Raw genomic sequence first — 12,309 nt, forward strand, 5'->3', positions numbered from 1 at the left:
TTTCTTATGCTTCGTAAATGTCACGCAAGATGACCGTCTGCTCACGGGCCGGTCCGACCGAGAAGGTCAATAACTCAATACCCGTCAATTCTTCGATGCGACGCACGTAACGTTTCGCGTTTTCTGGAAGGTCGTCGAAGTTACGAACGCCCGTAATGTCTTCAGTCCAACCAGGAAGTTCTTCGTATACCGGTACACACTTCTCAAGTACGCGGAAGTTCGGAGGATATTCATCAAGATGCTTTCCTTCGTACTCATACGATGTACAAATCTTGAGTGTCTCAAGACCTGTCAATACATCGATTGAGTTGAGGCAAAGATCTGTGATCCCGCTGACACGACGTGAGTGACGAACGACGACCGAGTCGAACCAGCCGACACGACGTGGACGACCTGTTGTCGTTCCGTATTCTTTCCCGACTTCACGGATCGTATGACCGATCTCGTCATCGAGTTGTGTTGGGAAAGGACCGTCACCGACGCGTGACGTATATGCTTTACAAACACCGACAACGTGATGGATTTTTGATGGACCGATTCCGGCACCACTTGATACGCCACCTGATGCTGCGTTCGACGATGTGACGAACGGGTACGTTCCGTGGTCGATATCGAGCAGGACACCCTGTGCTCCTTCAAAGAGAACCTTCTTCTCTTCGTCGAGTGAATCGTTCAAGACGACAGATGTATCACACACGTATTTCGCAAACTGTTGGCCATACGCGTAGTACTCTTCGAAGATGTCATCAAATTCAACTGGATCGACCTCGTACATTTTCACGAACATGCGGTTTTTCAACTCGAGAACGGTCTTTAATTTTTCTGCGAACACTTCTTTGTCGAGAAGATCTGCGATACGAATCCCGATACGCGCCGCTTTGTCCATGTATGCTGGACCAATCCCTTTAAGTGTTGTCCCGACTTTCGCATCACCTTTCGCATCTTCTTCTAAACGATCTTGAAGCTGGTGATACGGTAAGATGATGTGCGCCCGATTCGAGATACGAAGGTTATCCGTGCTCACACCACGCTCATGTAAGTAAGCGAGTTCTGTCACGAGTGATTTCGGGTTGACGACCATTCCGTTCCCGATGACACACGTCTTATCCGAATAGAAGATACCCGACGGAATGAGGTGAAGTTTATATTTCGTATCATTGAAGACGATCGTATGACCAGCGTTGTCTCCCCCTTGATAACGCGCGACGACTTCGGCTTGTTTCGATAAGAAATCGGTGATTTTCCCTTTCCCTTCATCGCCCCACTGCGTTCCCACTACGACTACTGATGACATAATGAATCCTCCTTATTGATCAACGTTCTGTTCAAACCATCCGTAAGTGTACACTTGAAAAGCGAGAAAGTCAATCCAATACCGAACGTTTTATATAACATGTAACTATTCGTTCGTTATTTTACAAATCACCTATATAAAAAAAGACACCACCGACGTTACATCGGTGGTGCGAAGGCTTGTGTCTCCATATTGACGAACTTGTTGTACTCTTTCCGGAAGGAGAGCTTGACCGTACCGGTCGGACCGTTACGTTGTTTCGCAATGATGATTTCAATCGTATTGGCGTCTTCACTCTCTTTATCGTAATAGTCATCACGATAGAGGAAGGCAACAATATCGGCATCCTGCTCAATTGCTCCCGATTCACGGATATCCGACATCATCGGTCGCTTGTCTTGACGACTCTCTACCCCACGAGAGAGCTGTGACAAGGCGATAACAGGTACTTGAAGTTCACGCGCAATCGCTTTGAGCGTACGTGAAATTTCCGATACTTCCTGTTGTCGGTTCTCGCCCGGTTTGCCGTTCCCCACGATGAGCTGCAAGTAGTCAATCATAATCATCCCAAGACCGTGCTCTTGCTTCAAGCGACGACACTTCGCCCGAATCTCGTTGACACGAAGACCCGGCGTATCGTCGATGTAGATGCCTGCTTGTGAGAGTGAAGACATCGCAAGTGATAAGCGACCCCAATCTTCCGCTTCAAGGCGTCCGGTCCGGAGGCGCTGGGCATCGATATTTCCTTCCGCACACAACATACGCATGACGAGCTGTTCCGCCCCCATCTCTAAACTGAAGATGGCGACGTTCTCGCCCGTACGGACGGCAACGTTTTGCGAGATATTCAAGGCGAACGCGGTCTTCCCGACAGATGGACGAGCGGCCACGATAATCAAATCGTTTCGTTGGAAACCGGCCGTCATCTTATCTAAATCCGTGAACCCTGTGGCAATCCCGGTAATCTCACCGCTCGACTGATGCAGTTTTTCAATCGTCGAATAGGCATCCGATAGAACGGAACCAATCGGGTGGAAACTGGACTGCCCTTTCCGTTGCGATACTTTTAGAATGTTCCGCTCCGCGTCCGAGAGGACAGAATCGACCTCGTCCTGACGCTCATAACCATCTGAAACGATGTTCGTTGCCGTTCGAATCAGACGACGAAGTGCCGCTTTTTGATCGACGACATTCAAGTAATAGCCGATGTTCCCGATAGCCGGGACGGATTCAGCGACCTCCGCTAAATAGTTGAGACCGCCGATTTCGTCTAAAATACCTTGCGCCTGGAGCTCTGAACTGAGCGTGACCAAGTCGACAAGTTCGCCCCGGTCATTGATTTTTAACATCGCTTCAAAGATTCGTTGGTGGCTGACGCGATAAAAGTCGTCCGGGTCGACCCGCTCTGAGGCCGTGATCAACCGGTCCGAATCGAGGATGATCGCCCCTAAGACGGCTTGCTCCGCTTCCACGCTATGTGGTGGTGTATTGACTTGAATCGCATCACTCATCCGTCTCTACCTCACCTTCAAGCTTCTTGTACATGTACGTTCAACGTCGCAACGACGTCATGATGCAACTTCACTGGCACTTTCGTGAAACCGAGCGCCTTGATTGGGTGCTCGAGTTCAATTTTACGCTTATCAATCTTGTAGCCCATTGATTTGAGGGCATCCGCGATTTGTTTGCTTGTGACCGATCCGAACACGCGACCACCTTCACCGGCTTTTGTCGTGACGGCAATCGTCTCTTTTTCAAGTTTTTCCTTAAGTTGCTGCGCTTCTTTCAACTCTTCTTCTGCAGCCTCTTCAGCACGACGTTCTTTCGCCGCGAACGCTTTTAGGTTTCCAGGTGTCGCTTCAACCGCCAAGTTTTTCTTGAACAAGACGTTTTTGGCGTAAGCGTCTGCCACGTTCTTCACTTCTCCAGCTTTTCCTTGCCCTTTTACATCTACTTTCAAAATGACTTTCATTCTAATTCCTCTCCTTCAGTATCATCTGTCATATAATGATCAATTGCTTCTTTTAACAAGACGTTTGCTTGTTCGCGACTCATTTCGAGTTGTGTCGCTGCATTCGTCAAATGTCCGCCGCCATCGAGCATTTCCATGATGACTTGAACGTTGACGTCACCGAGTGACCTCGCACTGATCCCGGTTCGTCCATCCGGTAAAATCGCGATGACGAACGAGGCTTTGACGCCCTCCATGTTCAGCAACTGGTCTGCAGACTGAGCAATCAATACCTGGTGATGGGCCTCATCGTCAGAAGCGACCGCAATCGCCATGCCATCTGCGTAAATCTCGGTGTTTTTCAAAATTTGTGACTGTTCGATATAGGCATCAAGGTCTTGACGCATAAAGTGTTGCACGAGTACCGTGTCAGCCCCTTGAATACGTAAGTAGGACGCCGCATCAAACGTACGTGAACCTGTACGGAGCGTAAAGCCTTTCGTGTCGACCATGATTCCTGCAAGAAGTGACGTCGCCTCTAAAATCGAGAGCTTGCGACTTCCCGCCTGATACTCAATCAACTCCGTGACGAGCTCACACGTCGACGATGCATAAGGTTCCATGTACACAAGAACCGGATCCTCGATAAATTCTTCACCACGTCGGTGATGGTCAATCACGACAACACGCTCCGCTCGATACAGGATGTCTTTTGAAATGACAAGTGAAGGACGATGCGTGTCGACGACGACGAGAAGCGTCTGTTCATCGATGAGCGGTTGTGCTTCATATTCGGTTAAGAACTGGCTGTATAACGAGTCATCGTTTTCTACCTCTTGAACGAGACGTTGAATGCCGATGCTCGTCTCACCTGACGGCACAACCACGTACGCCTCACGTCCGACAAACTCAGCCAATTTCATAATCCCGATCGAAGCCCCGAGCGAGTCCATATCTGGGTTTTTATGTCCCATGACGAGGACACGGCTCGATTCGCGAATCAAATCACGCATCGAGTTCGAGATGACACGTGCACGGACGCGCGTCCGTTTTTCCGTCGGGTTTGTCTTCCCTCCAAAGAAACGAACTTTTCCGTTATGACGTTTGACGACTGCCTGGTCACCACCGCGACCAAGTCCAAGGTCTAGACTCGACTGCGATAAGTTACCGAGTTCCGTCAATGTCGTTTCTCCACATCCAACCCCAATCGATAACGTCAACGGAATCCTTTGTTCCTTCGTTGCATCACGCACTTCATCCAAAATGGAAAAGCGATTGTTCTCAAGTTCGGATAACGTCCGCTCATTCATCACGAGGAAAAAGCGGTCTGCTGCCGTACGGCGCATATAGATGTGATGCCGCTGCGCCCATTGGTTGAGAAGCACCGTCACACGACGATTTACTTCACTTCGCACTTGCTCATCCACCGCGGTCGACATCTCATCATAGTTATCTAGATACAAAATACCAATGACCGTCTGCGCTTGAGCGTACTTTTGTTCAATCTCAGCTTCTTCGGTCATATCGAACAAATAAAGGGTTTGATGTATTTGGTTGTAATAGACACGGTAGACGCGGTCACCCACTTCAATCGTGGCTTCATCCTCTTCCTCTTCAATCAATTCATCGAATGCGGAATGGAGCGCATCAAGCGGTACACCAATCGCCATATCAAGTTCAAAGATCAATCGCGATTGTTCGTTATACCAACTGATTCGTCGGTCTTGATCGAAGACTAAGATCCCAATCGGCATCGTCGTCAACGCTTCTTTTCCGACCTCTTCGATTTGATGAGAGAGTGAAAGGACATACTGTTCCCAATTTTTACGTTCCCGTCGCATCGTCACTTGCTGATAGATGAAAAAGATCAGCGTGCCCATAAACAGGGTGATTGCCGCCACAATGCTGTAGAACGCCAATCCTAACGAGACAAGAAATCCAACCACATATGGAATCATGTGCCGCGCGTATTGGTTCTTCACGGATGTTATTGCTTCACCACTGTGCATGTATGCCTCCTAAAATGAGTAATGTTCACCCATGGAATCGTAAAGGTTTCTGCTCTATCATACCATATTCGTCGGTTTCACTTACACACTTACAAACGAGGTAAAATACAAAAAAACGACTTATCCAAAAGGATAAGCCGTTCGTCAAACATTACTCTGCAACGTATGGAAGCAAAGCCATTTGACGTGAGCGCTTGATAGCGACAGTAAGTGGACGTTGGTATTTCGCTGAAGTACCAGTCACACGACGTGGAAGAATTTTACCACGCTCCGAAACGAAGCGTTTGAGCAATTCTACGTCTTTATAATCGATATGAGTGATGTTGTTCGACGTAAAGAAACATACTTTACGACGACGACGACCTCCTGGACGACGTGCCATGTGAAGACCTCCTTTATAAGTTAGTTTTTATTGTCAACAATGATTAGAATGGCAAATCATCATCTGACAAGTCGATTTTGCCGCCACCCGAGAACGGATCTGCGTCAAAACCTTTATTCGAATTCGAGGACTGAGATGAAGTCGAAGCAGCTCCTGCGCCCCATCCTGATCCACTTGATTCACCACCACCGAAGACATCTCCAGATGGTGCTTGCTCACGTTGCCCTGCGGCTCCGCGTGGTTCAAGGAAGCGTACGCTGTCGGCGACTACTTCTGCCCGGTAACGACGTTGGCCATCTTGTCCTTCGTAACTACTGATTTGAAGGCGACCGTCAACGCCGGCCATGCTGCCCTTTTTCAAGTATTGTGCTACGTTCTCTGCTTGTTTGCGCCAAACGACACAATCAATAAAGTCCGTCTCGCGCTTCCCATCTTGTCCAGCGAATGGACGATCGCAAGCGAGAGTAAGGCGTGTTACGGCGATTCCGCTCTGCGTGTAACGCATTTCCGGATCGCGAGTCAATCGACCAACTAACACAACTCGGTTAATCATCTCCAAGCTCCCCTTTCACGATACGAGGCGTTAAGGATTAACGCTCGTCTTTTGTTGTCATTTGACGGACAACGTCGTCAGAGATCTTCATGAGACGCTCTGTTTCTTGGATCGCTTTAGGTTCAGCAACGATGTTAAGAAGAACGTAGTGTCCTTCGCGCATCTTGTTGATTTCATAAGCGAAACGACGTTTACCCATGTCTGTTGTTTTTTCAACAGTACCACCGTTTTCAGTGATGACGTTGTTGAAGCGCTCGATCAAAGCTTTCTTCGCTTCCTCATCAACTGATGGACGGATAATGTAAAGAAGTTCGTATTTACGCATTATCTTTCACCTCCTCTTGGACTAACGGCTCCTACCGGTTTGTAGGAGCAAGGAGCAAACAATTGTTTTACTCACGTCATAATATACTATCAAACTTCCTTGACTTTTACAACACGTTTCAGCAAATCAACTTATACGTTGAAGCGGAATGTGACAACGTCGCCGTCTTGGAAGACATATTCTTTACCTTCCGAGCGAAGTTTCCCTTGTTCTTTCACTGTCGTCATGTTGCCAGCTGCCGAAAGATCTTCATACGCGACAACTTCAGCACGAATGAATCCACGTTCGAAATCAGAGTGAATGACACCGGCACATTGTGGGGCTTTCATCCCTTGTTTGAACGTCCAAGCGCGAACTTCTTTTTCACCTGCCGTGAAGTATGTCGCAAGACCAAGTGTCGAATACGCAGCACGAATCAATTGATCGAGTCCTGACTCTTCGATACCGAGATCTTGCAAGAATTCGAGGCGCTCTTCCGGTTCGAGCTCTGAAATTTCTTCTTCGATACGTGCACAGATGACGATGACTTTTGCCCCTTCTGTTGCCGCATGGTCACGGACCGCTTGTACGTACTCGTTTGAGTCCGCGTCCGCCACTTCGTCTTCACTCACGTTCGCCACATAAAGCATCGGCTTCATCGTCAACAATTGGAAGTGTTTCACGATGGCGAGTTGGTCGTCCGTTAATTCAGCGACACGTGCCGGGCGCTCCGACTCAAGAACGTCACGTACGATTTCAAGTGCTTCAAGCTCTTGTACCGCTCCTTTATCTTTTGCTTTTACCATTTTTTGAACGCGAGCGATTCGTTTATCGACTTGTTCAAGGTCGGCTAAGATCAATTCAAGGTTGATCGTCGTAATGTCGTCAATCGGTGAGACGCGTCCCGCGACGTGCGTGATGTTCTCATCTTCAAAGCAACGAACGACTTGGCAAATTGCATCGACTTCGCGGATGTTCGCCAAGAACTTGTTTCCGAGTCCTTCACCTTTTGATGCACCTTTGACGATTCCAGCGATATCTGTAAATTCAAACGCTGTTGGCACCGTCTTTTTCGGTTTGACGAGTTCCGTCAATCGATCAAGACGTGCATCTGGTACTTCAACGACTCCGACGTTCGGGTCGATTGTCGCGAACGGATAGTTAGCCGCTTCGACTCCTGCTTGTGTAATCGCATTAAACAAAGTCGATTTCCCGACGTTTGGTAATCCGACAATTCCTGCTGTTAATCCCACTAGTAGTTCCTCCTCATCCGGTGTTTCCCGGGAAATGTTAAGCCGTCTGTGGAGTGGGTACCTTCAGTACACCACACCGTCACATCCTTCACAATTATAGATAGTCCACGATTAAACCGCAACTCACGTTCATAACCTAAAGAAAAACGCCGCTTATTCTGCGGCGTTCCCTTGCTCAAGCACTTTCTTGAATCGCTTATCAAAGTCACGGCGTTGCATGAGTACACTTGCTCCGCAGCCTTGACATTTGATGCGAATGTCCATCCCTACACGTGTGATTTGCCAGCGGTTCGTTTTGCAGGCATGTGGTTTTTTCATTTCCACAACATCGTTCAACGCATAAGTTTTACTGTGCATTTTCTGCTTCTCCTCCTTTAGGAGTTGGGTTCGGTGGCAACATGACCGTGCGTGGGTATGGAATTTCAATACCACGTTGGTCGAATCCTGCCTTCAATTCTTTATGCAAAATTCGTCCAGCTGCGAAATGTTGAGTCGGTGGTACTTCTGCCATCAAGCGATAGACGACTTCCGAAGCCCCGAGTGACTGTACTCCTGCGAGTGTGATTGGTTCGATGAAGAGGTCGTGATACTTCGCCTCGACTTCTTTCGCAATCTCTTTAATCGCCGACTCGACATGTTCCATGTCCTCTTCGTAGGCGACACCGACATCGACAACCGCCACACTATTTTCTAGTGAGTAGTTCGTCACTTGCATAATCTGTCCGTTCGGAATGATAGAAACTTGTCCGTTCAATCCTTTTAGTTTCGTGGTGCGAATGCCGACCTCGATGACGACTCCTTCGACCTGTTGATTCAAACTGACATAATCCCCATTTTTATATTGGTTTTCAAAGATGATGAACGCGCCTGTAATGACGTCCTTCACTAAACTTTGCGCACCGAACGAGATGGCAAGACCTGCTACCCCGGCTGATGCGATTAAACCGGCGATATTGACGCCGAATTGTCCGAGCACTGTCAGGACCATAATCAACCCGATCACATAACGAATCGTGTTTTGTGCGAGTTTCAAAAGTGTCTCATTTTGACGCTGAGCGACAATATCGTGTTCTTTTATTTTTCGAATCGTAAATACGCGCTCCACCATCGTCGTCAAAATTCTTGTTGCGATATATAAACCAAGGATGATGAGCGCCACACCAGTGAGCTTGATTCCTAAACCAATCCACATGTCTGTATCTTTAAAGTACTCCACGAATTGGTTCACGCTATCCAATGTTTCGTCTGCCACCGTGCTTAAATCTTTTTCTGTATTTTGCGAAGCCATCTTTTCACCTCAAAAGTCGTAGATTCTAAATCATCAAAACATATTTCGCGACTTTTCTCAAACGCCGCATTCGGAAGTTTAGAAGTTTTCCACTTTTGGGAATGGGTTAATACGAGATCAATCCCCTAACTGCAACTAGGAATAGGCAGCTCAGAAGAGAGGATGAGATTCATGCCGTTTCGCTTAAAACCTCATAAACCATACTCTTTCTTCATTGAACACACTGAGCGGAGTGGATCCAGATTACTTGCGGACCAGCTTCATGAACAGTTGGTCAATGAAACACATCGCCCCATCGTCCTTGTTTGCATCGGTTCAGATCGTTCGACCGGTGATTCACTCGGCCCCCTCGTCGGAACGTTTTTAGAAGAACGTCGCATCCGCAACCTACACGTATACGGTACGTTAACGAAACCCGTACACGCGCTCAATTTAGTGGAGACGTTACATGAGATTCAAACCCGCTTCCATCAACCGCTCATCATTGCCATCGATGCCTGTCTCGGACGTTTGTCGAGCGTCGGCTACGTCTTCTTTTCAGAAGGACCACTCGCCCCGGGTGCAGGCGTCCAAAAAGAACTCCCTGCCGTCGGTGCTTATAATATCAAAGCCGTCGTGAACGTCAGTGGCTTTATGGAAATGATGATTCTTCAAAATACACGACTCCATCTCGTCTATGAACTCGCACGCTTCATCACGGAAGGATTCGTCGATTTCGATTCACGCATCGGACGCCTTCATCACGAAGAGGCTGCGATCACTAGACTTCGTCAGTCACGAGACGAGTCAAAGTCTTGAGGCGACAACAATGTAAGGAGTTGTTCTAAATCGTCTTGTGAGAAGTATTTTAGTTCTAAAACTCCTCCCTTTCGACGAGGACGAATCGACACATCCATTTGAAGACGCTCTGCAAGCACTGCTTCGACCGCTTCGATATCTGCGTTCGATTGCTTCAGCGTCTTTTTTGCTGTGCGCTCTTTTTGTAAGTAACGCTCAAGTCTGCGAACTGTCCAATGCTCGGCAATCACACGCTTCGCGATTTGCTCCATCGCTTGTTCTGATTTCATGCCTGTAATCGCCCGTGCATGACCCATCGTCAAATCGCCGACCATGACCGCGTGCTGAACCGCGCTCGGTAGACGAAGCAGACGCAAACTGTTCGTCACATGACTTCTGCTTTTCCCGACCCGGTCTGCCAATTGTTGTTGAGTCAGGTCGAGTGTCTGCATCAATTGTTCATAGGCGACGGCTTCTTCGATGGCGTTCAAGTCGGCACGCTGAATGTTTTCAATCAAGGCCAACTCCATGACGCGATCCGAGTCTGCCGTGACGACTAGAGCGGGAATGTCTTCTTTCCCGGCAAGTTTTGCCGCTTGGAATCGTCTTTCCCCAGCGATGATTTCATAATAGCCGGTCGCTTTTCGTACGACAATCGGCTGCAGAACGCCATACCGTTCAATCGACTGGCGCAACTCTTCTAGTTTCTCCACCTCAAATTGTTTCCGGGGTTGGTTCGGGTTTGGGCGAATGAATTTTAATGCTAATCGTTCCATCTACAAACCTCCTTCATCGTATGAAAAAGCACGGACTCATTTTTGAGGCCGCGCTTTCGGGATGCGAATTCGAATTTCAACAAATTCCTCTTCGTCTACTTCTTCAGTTTGGACATCAATCCCTGTTTTCCCAATCAAATCGATTGAGTCACGAATCGTATTGATGGCGATTCGAGTATCGCGCGCAAAACTTTTCGTCCGGCGACGTTGTTTTTTCGGTTTACGCTTTTCTTCTTCAATCGGCGTTGTCAAAAAGGCGACTCGTTCTTCCGTCTCTTTAACATTGTAATCCTGTTCCAATACTTCCACGAGCACTTGGAGCTGTAATCCCTCTTCTTTTAACGGTAACAGCGCACGTGCGTGTCGTTCGTTGATGCGACGATCGCGAAGTGACTGTTTCACGTCTTCAGGCAACTTCAACAGTCGTAACTTATTCGCAATCGTAGACTGGCTCTTCCCTAAACTCTTCGCTAACGCATCCTGCGTCAAGCCGTTCAAGGCGAGTAAACGGTCGTATGCTTCCGCCTCTTCGATCGGACTCAACTGTTCCCGTTGCAAGTTTTCAATCAAGGCGAGCGCAGCCGTCGTATCATCATCCATATCGCGAACGATTGCTGGAATCGCTGACCAGCCGAGCGATTTCACGGCACGGAAACGACGCTCTCCGGCGATGATTTCATAGCAGTCCCCATCTGCCTTACGAACCACGATCGGTTGAAGCAGTCCGTGTTCCGAAATCGTCGTTGCCAACTCTTCAATTTTAGCCGGTTCGAATACTTTACGCGGTTGATATCGGTTCGGACGCAATCGTGACAACGAGAGCTCCTGTACCGTGTCATCCGCTCGAACTTCTGCAATCTGCGTCACGGCAACTTCGTCTTTTCGATTCACACCGAACAATTTCGCAAATCTATTCTTCAACGTCGGGCACCCCTTTTATGTAAAAAAATAAGCAGACTCCACCACTGGAATCTGCTTTTGTTTCACGTGAAACGACATCATCAGATAAGTGGCTCTTTCGCCGGTGTCCCCGCCTTACGCGGATATTTCCCGGGCGTTTTTCGTAGTTTATCTACAACTACGATATTACGCTCACTCATCTCTCCTGGCAATAGGAACTGGTGTGTCGCTTTTTCTTTCCCGCCAAGGACAGCCAAAGCATTTTGGGCGTCTTTCATCTCATCAGATACTTTCGCCGCTTTCAGCGCGACAAAGTTTCCGCCTACTTTTGCGAGTGGCAAGCAGTACTCAGCCAACACTGTCATGCGGGCTACCGCACGTGCTGTGACGACATCAAACTGTTCGCGGAATTTTTTGTTCTTCCCAAACTCTTCGGCACGTCCATGATGGAACGCGACACCTTCAAGTCCAAGGGCGAGCGCCAACTCATTCAAGAACGTGATGCGTTTGTTCAATGAATCGATGATCGTGACATGTAAGTGCGGGAATAAAATCTTGAGAGGGAGACTCGGGAATCCGGCACCCGCTCCGACATCACATACCGTTTCGACTTTCGTGAAATCGAAATGGAACGCTGCGCTAAGCGAATCGTAAAAGTGCTTCAAATACACTTCCTCTTTGTCCGTGATGGCCGTCAAGTTCATTTTTTCGTTCCATTCAACGAGCATCTCGAAATAGCGCTTGAACTGAGCGAGTTGTGTCTCGTTCAGTTCAAACCCTTTCGCCCGTAACGCTTCAATAAATTGAGATTCGTTCATCGTT

General features: G+C 48.2%; 14 protein-coding genes. 1 reads left to right on the top strand and 13 read right to left on the bottom strand.

What is annotated here, in order from left to right; all coding sequences use genetic code 11:
- Nucleotides 1-4 precede the first annotated feature (4 nt).
- The 10 genes from LCM29_RS12435 to LCM29_RS12480 form a co-directional block, all read right to left on the bottom strand.
- Complete coding sequence (locus tag LCM29_RS12435; protein ID WP_074034026.1) at nt 5-1,294, bottom strand: adenylosuccinate synthase; 1,290 nt, start codon at nt 1,292-1,294, stop codon at nt 5-7.
- A 158-nt stretch (nt 1,295-1,452) separates the two neighbouring features.
- The gene (gene dnaB / locus LCM29_RS12440) at nt 1,453-2,805 is read right to left on the bottom strand and encodes a replicative DNA helicase (RefSeq protein WP_015880235.1); all 1,353 of its coding nucleotides are present in this window, start codon (nt 2,803-2,805) and stop codon (nt 1,453-1,455) included.
- Nucleotides 2,806-2,822: 17 nt separating this feature from the next.
- On the bottom strand, nt 2,823-3,266 hold the full coding sequence (gene rplI, locus LCM29_RS12445; RefSeq protein ID WP_224863182.1) for a 50S ribosomal protein L9: 444 nt from the start codon (nt 3,264-3,266) through the stop codon (nt 2,823-2,825).
- Nucleotides 3,263-5,254 (bottom strand): DHH family phosphoesterase, encoded by a 1,992-nt coding sequence (locus LCM29_RS12450; protein WP_224863184.1) that lies wholly within the window; start codon nt 5,252-5,254, stop codon nt 3,263-3,265. The genes rplI and LCM29_RS12450 overlap by 4 nt, the downstream gene beginning before the upstream one ends.
- A 151-nt stretch (nt 5,255-5,405) precedes the next feature.
- Nucleotides 5,406-5,636 carry a 30S ribosomal protein S18 gene (gene rpsR / locus LCM29_RS12455; protein ID WP_015880232.1) on the bottom strand — a complete coding sequence of 77 codons (231 nt, stop codon included), beginning with the start codon at nt 5,634-5,636 and terminating at the stop codon, nt 5,406-5,408.
- A gap of 43 nt (nt 5,637-5,679) precedes the next feature.
- Nucleotides 5,680-6,189 (bottom strand): single-stranded DNA-binding protein, encoded by a 510-nt coding sequence (gene ssb / locus LCM29_RS12460; protein WP_074034037.1) that lies wholly within the window; start codon nt 6,187-6,189, stop codon nt 5,680-5,682.
- Nucleotides 6,190-6,226: 37 nt separating this feature from the next.
- Nucleotides 6,227-6,514, bottom strand: a complete 288-nt coding sequence (gene rpsF, locus LCM29_RS12465) for a 30S ribosomal protein S6 (RefSeq protein WP_074034039.1) — start codon at nt 6,512-6,514, stop codon at nt 6,227-6,229.
- A gap of 131 nt (nt 6,515-6,645) precedes the next feature.
- On the bottom strand, nt 6,646-7,746 hold the full coding sequence (ychF, locus tag LCM29_RS12470; protein ID WP_214696529.1) for a redox-regulated ATPase YchF: 1,101 nt from the start codon (nt 7,744-7,746) through the stop codon (nt 6,646-6,648).
- 153 nt (nt 7,747-7,899) lie between these two features.
- Complete coding sequence (locus LCM29_RS12475) at nt 7,900-8,103, bottom strand: DUF951 domain-containing protein (RefSeq protein ID WP_214696523.1); 204 nt, start codon at nt 8,101-8,103, stop codon at nt 7,900-7,902.
- A complete protein-coding gene (locus LCM29_RS12480) occupies nt 8,093-9,034 on the bottom strand; it encodes a mechanosensitive ion channel family protein (protein WP_214875852.1) in 942 nt (313 codons plus the stop codon). The genes LCM29_RS12475 and LCM29_RS12480 overlap by 11 nt, the downstream gene beginning before the upstream one ends.
- A 171-nt stretch (nt 9,035-9,205) precedes the next feature.
- On the opposite strand from LCM29_RS12480, the gene yyaC reads away from it, so the two are divergent.
- Entirely contained in the window at nt 9,206-9,832 is a 627-nt protein-coding gene (gene yyaC / locus LCM29_RS12485) for a spore protease YyaC (RefSeq protein WP_214696519.1), read from the top strand.
- Here yyaC and LCM29_RS12490 read toward each other — a convergent pair.
- From LCM29_RS12490 to rsmG, 3 genes are all read right to left on the bottom strand, one after another.
- Entirely contained in the window at nt 9,805-10,587 is a 783-nt protein-coding gene (locus tag LCM29_RS12490; RefSeq protein WP_224863186.1) for a ParB/RepB/Spo0J family partition protein, read from the bottom strand. The two genes, yyaC and LCM29_RS12490, sit on opposite strands and share 28 nt — an antisense overlap.
- A 36-nt stretch (nt 10,588-10,623) precedes the next feature.
- Nucleotides 10,624-11,508, bottom strand: coding sequence for a nucleoid occlusion protein (gene noc, locus LCM29_RS12495; protein ID WP_074034050.1), 885 nt, complete (start codon nt 11,506-11,508; stop codon nt 10,624-10,626).
- An 80-nt stretch (nt 11,509-11,588) separates the two neighbouring features.
- A complete protein-coding gene (gene rsmG / locus LCM29_RS12500; RefSeq protein WP_214696505.1) occupies nt 11,589-12,305 on the bottom strand; it encodes a 16S rRNA (guanine(527)-N(7))-methyltransferase RsmG in 717 nt (238 codons plus the stop codon).
- Between the last annotated feature and the right edge of the window lie 4 nt (nt 12,306-12,309).

Source organism: Exiguobacterium aestuarii (assembly GCF_020171655.1).
GTDB classification, from domain to species: domain Bacteria; phylum Bacillota; class Bacilli; order Exiguobacteriales; family Exiguobacteriaceae; genus Exiguobacterium; species Exiguobacterium aestuarii_A.